The sequence below is a fragment of the Natrarchaeobius halalkaliphilus genome (assembly GCF_003841485.1).
Taxonomy (GTDB): Archaea; Halobacteriota; Halobacteria; order Halobacteriales; family Natrialbaceae; genus Natrarchaeobius; species Natrarchaeobius halalkaliphilus.
In genome coordinates this window covers 588,152-603,412 of sequence record NZ_REFY01000001.1, presented here as the reverse complement: position 1 = coordinate 603,412, position 15,261 = coordinate 588,152, and the positions used below count along the sequence as shown (strand labels likewise).

At 63.8% G+C, this 15,261-nt stretch carries 16 protein-coding genes and 1 tRNA gene; 5 read left to right on the top strand and 12 right to left on the bottom strand.

What is annotated here, in order from left to right; all coding sequences use genetic code 11:
* Nucleotides 1-4: 4 nt before the first annotated feature.
* Nucleotides 5-370, bottom strand: a complete 366-nt coding sequence (locus EA462_RS02930; protein ID WP_124177064.1) for a hypothetical protein — start codon at nt 368-370, stop codon at nt 5-7.
* A gap of 189 nt (nt 371-559) precedes the next feature.
* On the opposite strand from EA462_RS02930, the gene EA462_RS02925 reads away from it, so the two are divergent.
* Nucleotides 560-973 carry a hypothetical protein gene (locus EA462_RS02925; RefSeq protein WP_124177063.1) on the top strand — a complete coding sequence of 138 codons (414 nt, stop codon included), beginning with the start codon at nt 560-562 and terminating at the stop codon, nt 971-973.
* Nucleotides 974-988: 15 nt separating this feature from the next.
* On the opposite strand, the gene cysE is transcribed toward EA462_RS02925, so the two are convergent.
* From cysE to EA462_RS02910, 3 genes are all read right to left on the bottom strand, one after another.
* Nucleotides 989-1,501: a serine O-acetyltransferase gene (gene cysE, locus EA462_RS02920; RefSeq protein WP_124177062.1), complete on the bottom strand. Its 513-nt coding sequence runs from the start codon at nt 1,499-1,501 to the stop codon at nt 989-991.
* A 121-nt stretch (nt 1,502-1,622) separates the two neighbouring features.
* Nucleotides 1,623-2,291, bottom strand: coding sequence for a metallophosphoesterase family protein (locus EA462_RS02915; protein ID WP_124177061.1), 669 nt, complete (start codon nt 2,289-2,291; stop codon nt 1,623-1,625).
* Between the two features lie 52 nt (nt 2,292-2,343).
* The gene (locus EA462_RS02910; protein WP_124177060.1) at nt 2,344-2,934 is read right to left on the bottom strand and encodes an IMP cyclohydrolase; all 591 of its coding nucleotides are present in this window, start codon (nt 2,932-2,934) and stop codon (nt 2,344-2,346) included.
* A gap of 224 nt (nt 2,935-3,158) precedes the next feature.
* On the opposite strand from EA462_RS02910, the gene EA462_RS02905 reads away from it, so the two are divergent.
* Both EA462_RS02905 and EA462_RS02900 read left to right on the top strand, forming a co-directional pair.
* A tRNA-Gln gene (locus EA462_RS02905) sits at nt 3,159-3,231 on the top strand.
* Nucleotides 3,232-3,362: 131 nt separating this feature from the next.
* A complete protein-coding gene (locus tag EA462_RS02900; protein WP_124177059.1) occupies nt 3,363-4,112 on the top strand; it encodes a rhodanese-like domain-containing protein in 750 nt (249 codons plus the stop codon).
* Nucleotides 4,113-4,211: 99 nt separating this feature from the next.
* Here EA462_RS02900 and EA462_RS02895 read toward each other — a convergent pair whose 3' ends face one another.
* The 4 genes from EA462_RS02895 to EA462_RS02880 form a co-directional block, all read right to left on the bottom strand.
* A complete protein-coding gene (locus EA462_RS02895; RefSeq protein WP_124177058.1) occupies nt 4,212-5,573 on the bottom strand; it encodes an oxidoreductase in 1,362 nt (453 codons plus the stop codon).
* Between the two features lie 147 nt (nt 5,574-5,720).
* The gene (gene cgi121, locus EA462_RS02890; protein ID WP_124177057.1) at nt 5,721-6,311 is read right to left on the bottom strand and encodes a KEOPS complex subunit Cgi121; all 591 of its coding nucleotides are present in this window, start codon (nt 6,309-6,311) and stop codon (nt 5,721-5,723) included.
* Nucleotides 6,308-8,695 (bottom strand): ATP-dependent DNA helicase, encoded by a 2,388-nt coding sequence (locus tag EA462_RS02885; RefSeq protein WP_124177056.1) that lies wholly within the window; start codon nt 8,693-8,695, stop codon nt 6,308-6,310. Before EA462_RS02885 ends, cgi121 begins: the two co-directional genes overlap by 4 nt.
* 155 nt (nt 8,696-8,850) lie before the next feature.
* Nucleotides 8,851-9,099 (bottom strand): hypothetical protein, encoded by a 249-nt coding sequence (locus EA462_RS02880; protein WP_124177055.1) that lies wholly within the window; start codon nt 9,097-9,099, stop codon nt 8,851-8,853.
* 217 nt (nt 9,100-9,316) lie between these two features.
* Here EA462_RS02880 and EA462_RS02875 point away from each other — a divergent pair, with 217 nt between their 5' ends.
* Together EA462_RS02875 and EA462_RS02870 are read left to right on the top strand one after the other, a co-directional pair.
* On the top strand, nt 9,317-9,805 hold the full coding sequence (locus EA462_RS02875) for a metal-dependent hydrolase (RefSeq protein WP_124177054.1): 489 nt from the start codon (nt 9,317-9,319) through the stop codon (nt 9,803-9,805).
* A 96-nt stretch (nt 9,806-9,901) separates the two neighbouring features.
* Nucleotides 9,902-11,407, top strand: coding sequence for a flippase (locus EA462_RS02870; protein WP_124177053.1), 1,506 nt, complete (start codon nt 9,902-9,904; stop codon nt 11,405-11,407).
* Between the two features lie 57 nt (nt 11,408-11,464).
* Here the strand turns inward: EA462_RS02870 and EA462_RS02865 are convergent, their stop codons facing one another.
* The 4 genes from EA462_RS02865 to EA462_RS02850 form a co-directional block, all read right to left on the bottom strand.
* Nucleotides 11,465-12,169, bottom strand: coding sequence for a hypothetical protein (locus EA462_RS02865; RefSeq protein ID WP_124177052.1), 705 nt, complete (start codon nt 12,167-12,169; stop codon nt 11,465-11,467).
* A gap of 371 nt (nt 12,170-12,540) precedes the next feature.
* The gene (locus EA462_RS02860; protein ID WP_124177051.1) at nt 12,541-12,945 is read right to left on the bottom strand and encodes a carboxymuconolactone decarboxylase family protein; all 405 of its coding nucleotides are present in this window, start codon (nt 12,943-12,945) and stop codon (nt 12,541-12,543) included.
* A 200-nt stretch (nt 12,946-13,145) separates the two neighbouring features.
* Complete coding sequence (locus EA462_RS02855; protein ID WP_124177050.1) at nt 13,146-14,030, bottom strand: ABC transporter substrate-binding protein; 885 nt, start codon at nt 14,028-14,030, stop codon at nt 13,146-13,148.
* A gap of 12 nt (nt 14,031-14,042) precedes the next feature.
* Complete coding sequence (locus EA462_RS02850) at nt 14,043-15,254, bottom strand: PGF-CTERM-anchored ABC transporter substrate-binding protein (RefSeq protein ID WP_124177049.1); 1,212 nt, start codon at nt 15,252-15,254, stop codon at nt 14,043-14,045.
* Nucleotides 15,255-15,261: the final 7 nt, after the last annotated feature.

The following is a 15,261-nucleotide window of genomic DNA, read 5'->3' as shown; positions in this document are numbered from 1 at the left end:
GCGGCTACCGGGATCCGAACGGACTGACCGCGTATCCTCCGGCGACGAGCAGTCCCACACCCGCTCCGACGCCGATCGATCCGACCGTTCCGATGGGTTCGGCGGCGGCTCCGATCAGGAGGCCACAGACGAACCCGCCGCCAAAGCCCGTGACGATACCGGCGGTCCGTCTCCGCCCCGCGGAAACGTCGCTCTCGAGGCCGACCGTGACCGCAATCGTCGCCACGAGCCCCGATAGCGTCCCCGCGAGGAGGCCGAGGAGCAGCGGAAAGTCGATCCAGTGTTCGGTGATCGCAGTCACGCCGATTCCCACGCCGAAGAACGCGGCGAGCCCCGCGACGAGGGCGATCGTTCCCGTCTTGACGGACATCGTTTAGCGGTCCCTTTCGTTCGATCGATTAAGTAGCTACTGTCTGGGCTCATACGGTTTACTGTGACTTTTTTCCGGGGCGACCGCGAGCCGTCCTGCGGTCGCTCCGGTAACGACTTACAGTAGACCGTATCAGTGGTTGCGCACTCCGGGCTTGCACTTACCGGCCTCGGTGTCCACCATCTGCGTATGACCGACAGGACTCGGGACGCCGCGTACACTGAGCTCGATTCGGACACCTGGCACCAGAACGACGAGGGGAACTACTACATCGACTGCCCGGAGTGTGGCTCCGCTGCAAGCCTGATGAACGTCGTCACACACGGTCGCTGTAACGCCTATCTCGACCGTCGAACGGACGATACGGAGCTGGACGAACGGTCGATGAACTGTACAGCGACGCTCTGGTTCGAACTCGGCTACGTCTCCGGTCCCGACGACGAGCAGGGGGCTGACTCGGAGGGTGCGTCCGTTGCTGGTCCGGAAGCGACCGATCTCGACGCCGAGGACGTCGAAACGGACGACGTCGATACCGGCGAGGGCGTCTCCGGAGAGGGACAGCCACCCGGTGCAGACGGGTCGGTAGACGACGACCAGCAGTGAGTCTCGGTCGACGACTCAGTCGTCGAGGCGGCGTGCCGGGACGCCCGCGACGGTCGCGCCCGGCTCGACGTCGGTGGTCAGAACGGAGCCGGCACCGACCGACGCCCCCGACCCGACGGTGATCGCGCCGAGCAGCGTCGCGTTCGCGCCGACCGTAACCCCGTCCTCGAGCGTCGGATGGCGCTTGACCCGTTCGTTCGTATCTCCGCCCAGCGTGACGCCGTGGTACATGTGAACGTCGTCTCCGACCTCGGCCGTCTCTCCGATGACGACGCCCATCCCGTGATCGATCGTCACCCGCTGACCGATCGTCGCCGCGGGATGGATCTCGACACCGGTCAGGAGCCGCACGACGTGTGCGAACAGCCGCGCGGCCAGTCGGAGCCCGCGATTCCAGAGCCAGTGAGCCACCCTGTGGCCCCAGACGGCGTGAACGCCGGGATAACAGAGTGCGACCTCGAGACAGCCGGTCGCGGCGGGATCACGATCGCACATCGCACGAATATCTTCACGAAGCCGTCCGAACATCCATCGACGTTCTACCGATCCGGATCGCATAAAACGGTTGTTTTCCGGTCGCCGTCTCGACGTGCCGCCGAGTCACTCTCCTCGAGCGCCGGCGGTTGACCGGTTTCGACGCGTCGGCGTCTCACTTCCCCCGACTGAGCCGTCCGCCGATCTGTTCCGGAAGATCCGTCTCCGCAACCGCGGACTGGACAGCCTCGATATCGTACTCGACGCGGTGGGTGTCGACGGTCAGCGCCTCGAGATCGACGACGGCGTAGCCCGCACGCGGATCGCCGTCGCGCGGCTGGCCCACGCTGCCGGGATTGACGACGATTCCCTCTGCGTACTGGGACGCGCCCTGAACGTGGGTGTGACCGAGAACCAGAACGTCCTCGTCACCGAGCATCCGCGGCGAGAACTCTTTTGGATACGTATACCGGGTGTAGCGGTCCGGATCGTCCGGGTGGCCGTGGACGAGTTTTACCCGTCCGTCGCACTCGGTACGTTCGATCGGTAACGACTCGAGCCACTCGAGTTGTGCCCCCGAAAGGACCGATTCGGCGTGTTCGACGCCCGCTCGAGCCATCCCGCTGAACCGAAACGGCGCGTCTCCGACGACCGCCGCGTCGTGGTTTCCCATCACGGTCGGCACGTCGCGGCCTCGCAACTCGTCGATACACTCGCCCGGCCAGGGATTGTAGCCGACGACGTCGCCCGCACACAGTACCTCGTCGACTGGCGGCATCTCCGCGAGGACGGCCTCGAGTGCGACCAGGTTCCCGTGGACGTCCGAGATGAGTCCGACCTTCATCGTACTCGTGGCTAACCGCCTCGAGGGGTATGTAGGTTCTCCCGTCGATCGCTCACTCGCCGTTCTCGAGGGCCGTCACGAACCCGTTTTCGGTCCGGGAAACGCCGGCCGCACAGACCGCGTGTTCGAACTCGAGGTCGTACGCCTCGCTGGCCGCTTCGCCAGCGGTCTCGACGTCGAACTCGAACGGCTCGGGGGTGTCTTTCTCGTAGGTCGCGACCAGCGTCGGCTCGTCGACGGTCTCGACCAGTAAGGCGTCTTTCCGGACCGTTCCGACGAGCGCCTCGCCGTCGCCGCTGATCGTCGCCGCGATGCGCGGCGTGTCGTAGTCGTCCTTCTCGTAATCCAGCGCGAGCAGACACTCCGCCAGCGCGTCGCGGGCCGGGTAGCCCAACTCGAGTTTCTCCGCGATCGGGTCGACCTGCGAGCCGTTGCCGAAGGCGACCGTTTCGCCCGTCGGCGTCTCGACCACCCGAAGGCAGTTGTAGGCGACGTAGGGGTTGTCCGTCTCCGGAGCGTCCGCGGTCGGACCGACGGTGAGCGCCCCGTCTCGGGCGCTGATTTCGCGGTTGGGAAACGATCGTGAGGAGACGCGGTAGGCACCGACCTCCGGACCGACGACGACGAATCGTCCGACGTACATACTCGAGATCCGAGCGAGAAGGGAAAAGGAATGTCGGTTTGGATGGCTCCCAACCGACGATTCCTCGCCGGACCGATCTTCCCGCTGGACGTCTATGCGACGGCGCTCGCGCGATCGCTCGGACTGTGTGCCCTCATCTGGTTCCACCAGAGTTCGTAACACTCTAATATGAACACCGACTACGGGGTGGTACGCCGCCGGAGCGGGGTCCGGCGAGATATGGCAGTCCATTGGGGTAGCGGCCAATCCTGAAGCCTTCTGGGGGCTTCGACCCTGGTTCGAATCCAGGATGGACTACTTCTTCGACTCGAGAACCGTTCCAGTCACATCCCCCGGTCTCCACCCGAAACGAAGGGGTCTGTGGCCGGTAGATCGGCTCCTCGCCGTCACCGCAACCGATATTGTTCCGCCGCCACTACCCTGAGATCATGGAACGGCGAAAGCTCCTCGTGTCGACTGGCGCGCTCGCTATCGGCGGAGTCGCTGGCTGTCTGGACGGTGACGACCAGCCCGACGAATCCGGCGAGACGACCGCATCCGGTTCCGACGAACAGCCGGTCGTCAACGGCGAGGCGTACCCGACGATGAACTACGACGACGTAGACGTTCCGCTCGCGCCGCTCGAGGACGTTTACGAGTGGTACGATTCGGATGCCGTCTCCGTCGTCGATACGCGATCGGAACACCAGTACGAGGTCAGTCACATCGCCGGTGCGGCGTTGAGTCCGGCACCGACCGGTCCCGACTCCGACGACCCCGTCGAGGCGTGGGACGAAGACGGCCTGATCGTGACTTACTGTGTCTGTCCGCACGCGATGGCCGTCCAGCGCGCAGCCGCGCTGATACAGGACGGCTACGAGAACGTCTACGCGCTGGACGAGGGATTCAACGCCTGGATCGAGGCGGGCTACCCTCTCGAGGGTGACGACGTCGACGAGGAGCTCCCGGCGTTCGACGTCCAGGGACGAACCGACCCCGCGTACGAAGGCGAGTTCGTCTGGATTCGCGATCCGGTCACGGGCCAGCGCGAGCCCGGTCAGATCGACGCCGACGGTCGCTACGAGATGACTCTGTATTTCACCGACGTCGACGACGACACGGTACTCGAGGTCGACGGGCCGGAGTACACGCACGAACTCACGCTCGCGGAGATTACGAGCGACGTCATCACGGCCTGAGACGCTTTGCTGTGACTTTTCATCGGAGCGACCGCAGGACGGCTCGCGGTCGCTCCGGTAACGACTTACAGTCGGCCGTACGAGTGCGAGTCTTCGTCCTCACTGCCGTTCGTACGCACCCGCTCGCTCGAGTTCCCCTCGTCGTCGCAACACGGACGGCGTTCGGCAGATGCCCGGCGCGCCCGTTGCCTGTGGAACGGTGCAGTTGTTACAGCTCCCACAGAGAACGCCTGTTTCGTCGGTTTCGGGCTCGAGCAGACGCGCTCCCAGCCGCGGCTCGGCGTAAAACGGACGGGCCAGTCCGACCATCTCGCAGGCTGGTGGGGCTCCGCTCGAACCGGTTCGAACTCCCTCGTTTCCACTCGAGCCGAGCAGCCGATCCATCGTGCTTCGCTCACGGATTCCGCCCTCCGCGAGCACCGGAATCGAAACTCGCTCGCGGACGCGTCGACAGAACGATTCGTTCCACGCCGACTCGGTGTCGTAGACGATCGACTCGAGTCGGTTGCCGACCGAGACGAGCCGGCGGCGTCCCGGACCGCCGAAGGCGGCGTCGTATCCCTCCCGAAGCGCCTCGTTCGCCCACGCGCGGTCGGGATACTCGCCGCGAACGACGCTCATGTCCCAGACGACGGACGTTTCGACGGGAACGACGGCGTCGTAGCCGATGCGCTCGAGTCGGCGCGCCATCTCGACGCCGTCCTCGAGCGACAGCTTTCGGGTGACGAGGGGACGAGGCGGTGCGGGGGTCTCTGCGGGTACCTTCGTTATCAGGGGAACGTCTCCTGCCCGCTCGCGGATTTCGTCGTGAACGAGCGCCGGAAACTCGAGGCGCGCTTCCGGCGAGCCGCCGAACTCGTCGGTTCGTCGGTTGTAAAACGGCGAGCAGAACTGTTGAATAATCCCCATGTTCGCCCCCGAGAGGTGAACGCCGTCGTAGCCGGCTTCGATCGCATACGCGGCCGAGCGACCGAAATCGACGGCGAGTTCGTACACCTCCTCGGTCGAGAGGACGTGCGGATCGTACGAGAGTATCCCGATTCGATCCAGCAGCCGCAACTGCCAGGGCGGCTCAGAAACCGCCAGCTGCCCGAGCGCCGGGTTCTCGGCGCGATACTCGGCGTGCCAGGTTTCCATGCTTCGCAATCCGCCGTGTTCGAGTTGCAAGAAGATCCGGCTTCCGTGGTCGTGGATCCGGTCCGTGAGCCTCGAGAGTCGCGAAACGAACGCCGGATCGTGGACGCGGGTCATTCCCGGCGCTGCACAGCCGCCCTCGCCGCGAACGATCGTTGCACCCTGACAGATCAGTCCCACGCCGGAGGCGGCGGCGGGTTCGAGGTCGTCGATCAACGTTTCGACTGCGTCCGGTCCGTTGCCGGCACACTCGAGCAACGGAGCCCGATACAGCCGGTTCGGTATCTCGACGCCGTTGATCTCGATCGGATCCTCGAGCGCGGCCATAGCTTGCCTATCACGGGATCGCACAAGAGCGTGCCGTCCGAAACGCGAATGGTCGTTCCCTCGCCGGTCCGACGAGCCCGGACACTCGTCGACGCGGATCCCAGACGAGTTCGATCGATTCACTCGGAAGAGCGATTTCGACGCCGTTCATTTCTCGACTTCGAGCAGCGCAACTCGCTCGCGGACGAGCGCCCCGAGTGAGGCGTCGGTCGCTTCCCGTTCGGCGTCGGTGACGTCGAAGAACGCACACAGCGTCGTCTCGTCGGGGGAATCGAGCGTCGGCTCTTCTCCGACGAACGCCTCAAGGTCTCGGATCGCGTCGACGGCTTCGGACTCCGCGTCGACGGCTTCCGATTCCGCGTCGCTGACGTCGGTCCCACCGATCCCGTTGCCGTCGTCGGTGTCGGCGCGGGAACAGTCTCCGCCGTCCGGTCTCCGATCGACCAGCACGACTGCCCGGGTTTCTCTCTCACCGATGCCCATCTCGAGTGCGCGGTCGATCTGACGTCTGCCGGCGGCGTACAGCAGGATCTCGACGGCGCGATCGCGGGCGACGTTCTCCCCTCGAGCGATGGATCGATCGGCCAGTTCGAGCGCACGCTTCAGGTGGCGACGGTCCGCGACGTACCGGGCATCGAACGCCTGAACTGTCGTTCCCGTCCGGTCTCCGATATCGCCAAGAGCGGCGACGAACCCGTCGAGATCGTCGATCGCGAGTCGACACTCGAGTGTCCTCACGAGAAATCACCCAGGCTGGACTGGTCGTCTCCCTCCGCTGACCGTCCGTTCGCCGTCTGGCTCGGTTCGCTCCCGCCGGATTGGTCGTCCTCTACGGTTTCACTGGCAGCTCCGTCGCCCGGGCCGGCTGGAACGACGCCGTCCATCGACGGCTCCTCGCGACCCGCGTTCTCGAGGATCGTTTCGGCCGTCTTCGCCCCCTTGAGCGCGCCGAGAACGACGCCCTTGTCGACACTGCGCAGGTCGGCGGGCTCTTCGATCCCCACGGCGTAGAGCCGACGGGCTCGTTTGCGGCCGACCTCGCCGACGGAGACGAGTTCGAGCAGCTCCTCTCCGACGCCGTGTTCGACGCGAGCGCGAGCCTCCCGGACCGCGACGGTCCACTCGCTGTCGATCTCACGGGCGAGCGATTCCGCCGCGCCGAGCAACCACTCGGCGGTGTCGACTTTTCCGCGGAGGTCGCCGGGTCCGATCTTGTACCGTTCGGTGATCGCCTCTTCGTTTTCCTCCTCGGCCCAGTCTTCGAGCAACGATCCCGTCTTCAGGGCGGCGAGCCAGTCCTCGAAGCGGTTTTCCTCGAACTCGCTCGGTGCGTCACCGAGCAGCTCCGTCTCCCGTTCGTAGTACCGCTCACCGAACGTCTCCTCTTCGCCCGACCGCAAGTAGAGTTCGTACATGTCGGGCGTTCTCGAGACGAGCTGGTAGAGCCCGAGCGCAGTCGGTCGCTCGTCGGCGCTCTCGAGTCCGTGGACGATTTCGGCGGCGCTCATCGGATCGAGATAGAGCCGGGAGACTGTGTGACCGAGGCTCGTCGCCTCGAGTTCGACGGCGGCTGCGTCCCCGCGGTCCGCGATGTCCGCTGCGGTGGTGAACGCACCCGCCGCGTCGGTGTCACCGCTCGAGGATTCCGCGGCGTCTGGCGCTTTGCGTTCGACGAAGTCGTTTCGCTCGAGGTACGAGAGGACGTCGTCGGTGACGGTCTCGAGCCGGCCCGACTCGGCCGACTGGCTGGCGTACAGCGTGGCCTCGAGGAACTCGAGCAGCCCCTCTCGAGTCCGGGCGAACCCGGAGGCGATGGTGGCGAGGACGTGCGTCCGCAGGGCGGGTTCGGCCGCCAGTTTCGATCGGACGGGCTCCGGATCGGCCCAGACGTACCGATCGAACAGCTCCTGGCTCTCGTCGGGGCTCTTTGCGAGCAGGACGGCCTCGCCGTAGGGATCGAGTCCCGGCCGACCCGCTCGTCCCATCATCTGGTGGACCTCGAGGACGTCGAGCGGCGCCATTCCGCCCGCGCTGGGATCGAAGCGCCGCCAGTCCCGAACGACGACGCGCCGGGCGGGCGTGTTCACGCCGGCCGCGAGCGTCGGCGTCGCGGCGATCACTTTCAGCAGCCGATCGCGAAAGGCGTCCTCGACGAGGCTCCGCTGGCTGCTCGAGAGCCCGGCGTGGTGGAAGGCGGAGCCGTTCGCGACGCAGTCTGCGAGATCTTGGCTCGTCTCGGTGTCGCTGTCGTCGCGAATCTCTTCCGCCACGTCCGTCAGTTTCGTCCGTTCGTCGTCGGTGAGTTCGTCCACCGAGACGCTGCCCAGCCTGCGGGCGGCGGCCTCGGCGTTGCGACGGGAGTTGACGAACACGAGCGACGAACCGCCCTCCTGGAGGATGTCCCTGACGAGCGCCGCTTCCTGTTTCTCTGCACCCTCGACCGGCACCTCCCGCGTCGAGCCGTCGTCGAAGTTGAGCGCGTTCCCGTAGTGGACGCCCATCCGGAGGTCGATGGGTCGCCAGTCCGTCTCGACGAGCGAAGCGTCGAGCCAGTCTGCGATCTCCCCCGCGTTTCCGACGGTTGCCGACAGCGCAACGACCTGTATGCCCGGGTTGAGCCTCCGGAGTTTGGCGAGCGTGACCTCGAGCGTCGGTCCCCGATTCCGGTCGTCGATGAGGTGGACCTCGTCGGAGACGACGCAGGTGAGATCCGAGAGCCACTCCGCGCCGTTTCGCACGAGCGAGTCGACCTTCTCGCTGGTCGCGACGATCACGTCTTTGGTGGCGAGCCACTCGCTGGTCGATTCGTAGTTACCGGTCGCGACACCGGTCGTCACGCCGAAGCTCTCGTAGTCGTCGAACTCGGCTTTTTTCTCGCTGGCGAGCGCTCGCAACGGCACGATGTACAGCGCCTTCCCGCCGCGTTCGACCGCCGACAGCATCGAAAGGGCGGCGATCATCGTCTTGCCGCTCGCGGTCGGGACGGCGGCGACGAGGTTTCCTCCCTCGGTCGCGCCAGCTTCGACGGCCTCCGTCTGTGGCGGGTAGAGCTCCTCGATTCCCTGCTGTTCGAAGTGCGAGATCGCACCGGGCGGGAGCCCCGACAGCTCCTCGACGTTCATTACCCGGCCTTGGCTCGTGTTGCGGTTTAAACTATCGTCTCGACGATTCGACTTCTCTTCGATTGCGAACGCGTCGCTCGAGGACGGTGATGACGGCGGTCGTTCGAAAACGGTTGGTGGTCGATTCGTCGCCGGAACCGCCTCCGACGGTACCGTTACCGTGACCCCTGGTCGATCGGGGGATTGCGGTAGCAGGCGTCGACGATGGTGAACACACCGACGATCGCCGGAACGATCATCGCCTGCGTCACCGAGACGCCGAGCAAGCTCGCCGCGACCAGTGCAACCGCGAACGCGATCGGCACGATCCCGAGTAACAGGTCGTACCGATCCACCGCGGCGAGAACGTCGACCAGGGCATCGAACGGATCCCGTTCGGGACGGCCGATGCGCTTCTCGTACATTCGTTCTCACCTCGGCATCAGTTCGTACTCGAGCGAGCGGGAAAAGCCCTTTGCGGAACGCTCGGCCGTCCGATCGATATTCCGATGACCGAACAGTTCCGTCCTGCCACAGTTCGTTGCCGGCCGCGTCGAAGCAGAATCACGAGCTGTGATCGTGAGACTCGTCCATACTCGAGCACCGATAGATTGGTACCCCAGCACCTGTGAACCGGTAGTAATGCAGCAGACGGGACACTACGGTGCGGCGCTCGTGGCTTACGCGCCGGTCGGGTTCGTCGTAGCGGTACTCCTCTCGGCCGAACTGGCCGCCGTCAGTGGATTCGTAGCGATCGGACTCTCAGTTCTTCCCGACGTCGATATGAAGACCGCGCGAATCGCCCACCGCGGCGTGACGCACACGGTCCATTTTGCGGTGTTAGTCGGTGTCATCCTCGGTCTGACAGGAATACTTGTTGGTGTGCAAACTAACTTCGGCGCCCCGTTCGTACTCGGATCGCTGGGGCTCGTCATCGGAACGATCGCTGTCGCGTCTCACATCGCCGTCGATGCACTCACGCCCATGGGAGTCGACCCGCTTTTCACCGGTAACCGATACTCCCTCTCCGTAACGACGGCCGCCGATCCGGTCGCAAACTACGCGTTGTTCTGTCTCGGAGTCACGGCGATCGTCCTCGCAGCCGGACTGGCGAGCGTGGTGGTCGCATAAGATGTTGCGCACAGCTCGGGCGATGACAAACACGACGGATTCACCGGGTAAGCGCGACGGAACGGTACCCGTTTCGATCGGTCGACTCATCGAACCATGAATATCAAACAGCGGCTGACTCACGGTTTCTTTTACATTTTCACCGGTCGCGTCGGCGCCGGGGTGTTGACTGTACTCACCACTCCGCTCGTCGTGCGCGTGCTGGGCAGCGGGGGCTACGGCGATTACGCGTTCGCGATGGCTGTCTACAGCGCCTTACGAACGCTGGCCGGCGGCGGCGTGTACGAAGGTGCACGAAAGTACATTGCGGAATACCCGGATCGCGAGGACAAAGCCGCGGTGTTTTCGTTTTACCTGACGATTTCGTTTTTGTCCGGCGCGACTATCGCACTGGGATTGGTACTGTTCACCTACGGCGCGATCGGCACCGTGCTGCTCGAGTATCGCCTGCGGAACTACCTGTACATCGTCGCCGTGATGGTGTTCTTCCACGCGTTCTACCACCTCGTCCGGAGTTCGTTGATGGGGTTCAAACTGGAGGAGTACTCGGAGACGATGTACGTTCTCAATAGGGTATTCTTTCCGATCATCGGGCTACCTCTCGCCGTGATCGGATTTCACGTTTCGGGCATACTGATAGGACACGCGGCTTCGACGTTTCTGATCGTGAGTCTCGGCTACGTCGCCTTGAAACGCCAGACGAACATCCGTGTCCGCGGAATGCGGTCGATCGTCCCGAACCCGGCCGAAATATTCCACTCTCGCATGTTCCGGTACGGGTTGTTGAACGTCGTGTTCGTGCTACTAACCAAATCTCTTTATATCACCGATATTCTCCTCCTACAACCGTTCGTAACGAGCGAACGTGTGGGGTTTTACAACGCATCGCTCGTCGTCGCCGAATTCCTGTGGTTCGTCCCACTTGCCTTACAAATCGTTCTGCTCCACTCCGCCTCACAGCTGTGGACCGAAGGGCGGACCGCAGAGATAACGGCGGTGGCGAGTAACATCACACGGTACACGCTGTTGCTCACCGGCGGCGTCGGCATCGTGCTCGCGATCGTCGGTGATTCGTTCTTGCCGATCTATTTCGGCGGCGAGTTCACCGCATCGTACGTACCGATGCTGTTGCTGTTACCGGGCGTCGTCGGATTCGCTGTCGCCCGCCCCATATACGCGATCGGGCAGGGTCACGGGAACATGCGAGCATTGATCTATGGGACCGGAGGTGCCGCGATACTAAACGTGGTGTTGAATCTCGCGCTGATTCCGCAGTTCGGCGTCTACGGGGCAGCGGTCGCGACCAGCGTTGGATACGGATCGATGCTGATATTCCACATTCTGGCGGCAAAACGGCTCGGCTTCAACCCACTCAGAAACGTTCGGCTCGGGCGGGTGGTCGTTACCTGCACCGGACCGATTCCGATTCTCTGGTTGATCGATCGATCCCTCGAGTCGAACGTGCTCTCGATCGTCGTCGTGACTCTGGTCGGATTGGCCTCGTTCTTTCTGCTCGCCTGGGCAACGAGGGCACTCTCCCGCAGCGAAGTGGTAGAGGTGCTCGAGACCGTCCCTCGAGTTCGTCAGCTGACGTCGCGGTAAAAAACCCGATCCCGAAACGGAGAGTATTGTTCGAGTTGTGCAGGGCCTTCGAGCCAGTCAGACGTCCTGAACCGGACCGGAGAGGCTAGCGTGTTGCCACACTTTGTTCATCACGTATCGCTTGAATCGATTCGATTGGTCCCGGTTTTCCGTCTTGTACGTCCTGATGCGTTCGCGGACGAACTCGGTGGCGAACGGCGGGACGATGATTATTTCGTCCACGTAGATCAGAATGTGGTAGTCCTCGTTGAGCGCTTCAACGGTGTGGCTGATCTCTTGAATGCCCGGCCAGTCGTCCATATCGAACGGCTCCCGTCGCGGGGAGGTGAACACTCGGGCGTCGTCGATGAACACGAAATGGTCGTGGTCGGACAGCGATAACGCTTCCAGTTCGTCCAACACCGGGCACTCGGTAAACTCGGCGTTGGCCGACGTGTCTCCCGCCGAATCCAACCACTTTCCGCCGCAGTGGGCATCGAGGTGAAAGACGGCTGGTTCCTCCAGCTCCTGGACGATCGTCGGTAACTCGTCCTGAGATTTCCCCTTGACGAACTCGATGTTGTCGAGGTGCCCCCTCTCGTTCGTCGCCTGTGCGTGCAGTTCGTCGTCCATCTCGATCGTCGTGACCTGATCGAAGTATTCGCTCGCCCACTCGGCCGTCTCTCCGACGTTCGTTCCCGTCTCGATGAAGTTGTCCACGTCGAACTCGTACCGAATGTCCGTGATCAAGCGAGCAGTATCCGTGTGGAAATTGGCCTGCATGAGTGCGTGCTTCGATCCATACAACAAAAAGATTCTCAAAACCCGATAAATTGGGAAAAAGTCATCTAAATCCTAGTAAAGTAGTCAAAAAGTGTCTGATGATTGGAATATGTCGGACGTCGATCTCACGACTTTCCCCACTCCAAGGAAGGGGACCGGATCGCCGCGGCGACGACCGAAGCCGGATGAACCTCGAGTCGTCGACTGCCCGTACGGCCGTCTCCAAAGCGTGGTTCGGACGGCCCGGTGAGCCGTCTGCGATCCGAAAAAAGCGTTCCGAGCGCGCGTACATACGGATCGCTGTTCGTCAGGCCGGGAGCGACCGCGTTCCGTCCAGCGGTCGTTCCGGTATGCAGTGACGGCTGATCGTATCAGTCGTCTGCCGGTGCGGCCTCCTGTTGCTCCTGGATGTAGTTGACGATTTCGTCCGTCTCGGCCACGAAATCGTCCTGATCGACCTCGTTTCCGTGCAGTATCGTCGAGAAGTACCGCGTGTTGCTAGCGACGTTGATCGTCTCTTCGAGTTCTTCGTCCGAGACGTCGGCCAGCCGCGCTTCTTCCTTGTGGAAGTAGGTGCAGTAGGGACAGCCGATCGCGGCCGCGACGCCGAGTCCGACGAGTCCTTTCTCTCGCGAGGAGAGTTCGGTCTCCCCGAGAACCAGGTCGCGAAAGAGGCCCCAGCTGTGATCGCCCGCCGGCTCTGCGATGGTCTCCATCCAACTCGGTACCTGTCCGAGATACTCCTCGATCTCCTGGTGTGTTTGTTCGGTTGCCATGGTTTTTCTCCCCGTTCTTCGCGGAGAACGGTCCGCGGTGCCCGATATTGCTCAATGATACCAAACACCACTCGTTCTATCCCGACGTACCACTTATTTCTTTTCTACGAAGAACTTTTGTAATCATCCCACAGTATCCGCCGTGCGATCCAGTTGATCGGGCGACGACACAGGCAATCCACGCGTCGTACCCTCTCGGGCTACGGCCGGACGACGTCCGCCGGAAGCTCGAACTCTTCGGAGTGACAGAGCGCCGCGAGGCGCTCGATGGCGTCGACCAGCCGCGGCGTCCACCGGGTCAGATAGGCGCTCCCGTCGAGGACGAACACCCGGTCGTCGCGGACCGCCGTGATCTCGTCCCATCCGGGACGATCCGACAGCTCGTGGAACTGCTCGAGCGTGCGCTCGGCGTCGAACCCGCAGGGGGCGACGACCAGTACCTCGGGATCGTACGCGAGAAACGCGTCCCACTCGAGGGGCTGTGAGCGCTCGCCGGGATCACCGATGTCGTACTCCCCGCCGGCCGCATCGACGACGTCCGGAACCCAGCTTCCGGCGGGTCGAATCGGATCCATCCACTCGAGGACCGCCGTCCGCGGTCGGGGCTCGTCTGGAACTCGTCTCTCGACGCCGGCGATGCGCTCGCGGAGGTCGTCGACCAGCGCTGTGGCACGCTCTTCCGTCGCGGTCGCTCGTCCGACGTCCTCGACGCACTCGAGGACGTCCGCCAGTCGGTTCGCCTGCAGGGCGAGCACGTCGGGATCGACCGCGAGATCGGCAAGGGTCTCTTCGACGAGCACGTCATCGACGGCACAGACGCCACAGACGCCCTGGGTGACGATCAGATCCGGCTCGAGGGCGTCGATTCGCTCGCCGTCCATCCGGTAGAGGTGGCCGTTCGCCGTCGCCGTGCGAACCTGTTCGTGGCGGTCCGCGCTTGCGCTTGCGTCGACCTTCGAGACGTCGATCGTCGGCAATTCGGTCGCCGCCGGCGGGTGATCGCAGGCGTGTGAAACCGCGACCGGTTCGACGCCGAGTTCGTACAGGATCTCCGTCGACGACGGCGACGTGGAGATGACGTTCATACAGGTGCCTTGTTATCGGTGACCATGACGGTACCGACTCGAGCCGATCGAGACGGCTGCGACGGCCAGTGCCACGACGGCAGCGACGATGCCGAAGCCTGGCTGGTCGTCAGCGCCGCCGGCCACAGACTCGTCGTCGGTCGCGGACTCGTCCGCACCGTCGGCTGTGGCTCCCTCGTCCACGTCATCGGTCGTGGATCCGTCGCCTTCGACGTCGGTCTCTGCGTGGTCGTCATCGTCGTCGGCACCACCTTCGACTCCGTCGTGTTCGGCGGCAGCGGCCGCGTACGCTTCGGGATGGAACGTCTCCGCGAACGTCGTGACGGCGTGGATAACGCGGGGTCCGGGTCGGTTGAGATGGTTGATCTCGACGGTGAGAACTTGATCGTTCTCGACGGCCGTCGTGGACTCGTAGGCCGCCCCCTCCGGAACCTCCGGCGAGTTCGTGTTGAGGACGATCCACTCCGGATCGGCGTCGATCACGGTTTCCTCGCTGAGTTGCTGGTAGTCCGAGACGCCGGCTTCGGCAGCCACGTTCGTCCCGCCGCCCGCTTCGATGAGGTCGTGGATGAACGTCTCCTCCCCGGCGGTGAACCCGAAGAAGGTGTACAGCACGTCGGGACGCTCTTCGCCCTCGAGCGCTGACTCGACGATCTCGAGTTCCTCGTCCATCCAGTCGACGGTCTCCTGAGCCCCTTCGCACTCTCCGACGAGCGAGCCGACCAGCTGGGTTCGGTCGCGGACCTCGTCGATCGACTCCGCCGACTGGAAGTAAAAGACGGTCACGCCGGCCTCACGAAGGGTTTCGACGGTCTCTTCGGAGACGAAGTTCGAACTCGGCGCGAGCACGAGGTCGGGGTCTGCGTCGACGACGATCTCCGGCTCGATCGTCTCGGCGTCGGTCGAGACGTTCGTCCGCTCCTCGGCTCCCTCGAGGTTCTCCGCGTGTTTGGTCGTGCCGATCACCTTCTCCTCGGCACCGATCTCCCACATCGTCTGAGCGGCGCTCGGGTTGAGCGTGACGACCGTCTCGGGTTCTTCCTCGAGCGTTACCTCCGTTCCAGTGTCGTCAGTCTCGGTGAGCGGAAACGAACACTCCGTCGACGCGTCGGCCGCGGCGCTCGAGTGTAGCGACTCTCCGCCCGCGTCGGCGACGGCGGCGACCGGACTCACCGCGATCGCCGCGACGAGCAATGCGACGAAACAGATCCGTACTGTGGACATATCAGTA

Excerpts from the sequence above, each read along its gene's own strand:
- EA462_RS02925 (WP_124177063.1), top strand. The coding sequence starts at position 560 with ATGACCGACAGGACTCGGGACGCCGCGTACACTGAGCTCGATTCGGAC.
- EA462_RS02860 (WP_124177051.1), bottom strand. The coding sequence starts at position 12,945 with ATGGCAACCGAACAAACACACCAGGAGATCGAGGAGTATCTCGGACAG.
- cysE (WP_124177062.1), bottom strand. The coding sequence starts at position 1,501 with ATGTTCGGACGGCTTCGTGAAGATATTCGTGCGATGTGCGATCGTGAT.
- EA462_RS02880 (WP_124177055.1), bottom strand. The coding sequence starts at position 9,099 with ATGTACGAGAAGCGCATCGGCCGTCCCGAACGGGATCCGTTCGATGCC.
- EA462_RS02930 (WP_124177064.1), bottom strand. The coding sequence starts at position 370 with ATGTCCGTCAAGACGGGAACGATCGCCCTCGTCGCGGGGCTCGCCGCG.
- EA462_RS02915 (WP_124177061.1), bottom strand. The coding sequence starts at position 2,291 with ATGAAGGTCGGACTCATCTCGGACGTCCACGGGAACCTGGTCGCACTC.
- EA462_RS02850 (WP_124177049.1), bottom strand. The coding sequence starts at position 15,254 with ATGTCCACAGTACGGATCTGTTTCGTCGCATTGCTCGTCGCGGCGATC.
- EA462_RS02865 (WP_124177052.1), bottom strand. The coding sequence starts at position 12,169 with ATGCAGGCCAATTTCCACACGGATACTGCTCGCTTGATCACGGACATT.
- EA462_RS02875 (WP_124177054.1), top strand. The coding sequence starts at position 9,317 with ATGCAGCAGACGGGACACTACGGTGCGGCGCTCGTGGCTTACGCGCCG.
- EA462_RS02900 (WP_124177059.1), top strand. The coding sequence starts at position 3,363 with ATGGAACGGCGAAAGCTCCTCGTGTCGACTGGCGCGCTCGCTATCGGC.
- EA462_RS02895 (WP_124177058.1), bottom strand. The coding sequence starts at position 5,573 with ATGGCCGCGCTCGAGGATCCGATCGAGATCAACGGCGTCGAGATACCG.
- EA462_RS02855 (WP_124177050.1), bottom strand. The coding sequence starts at position 14,030 with ATGAACGTCATCTCCACGTCGCCGTCGTCGACGGAGATCCTGTACGAA.
- EA462_RS02910 (WP_124177060.1), bottom strand. The coding sequence starts at position 2,934 with ATGTACGTCGGACGATTCGTCGTCGTCGGTCCGGAGGTCGGTGCCTAC.
- EA462_RS02870 (WP_124177053.1), top strand. The coding sequence starts at position 9,902 with ATGAATATCAAACAGCGGCTGACTCACGGTTTCTTTTACATTTTCACC.
- EA462_RS02885 (WP_124177056.1), bottom strand. The coding sequence starts at position 8,695 with ATGAACGTCGAGGAGCTGTCGGGGCTCCCGCCCGGTGCGATCTCGCAC.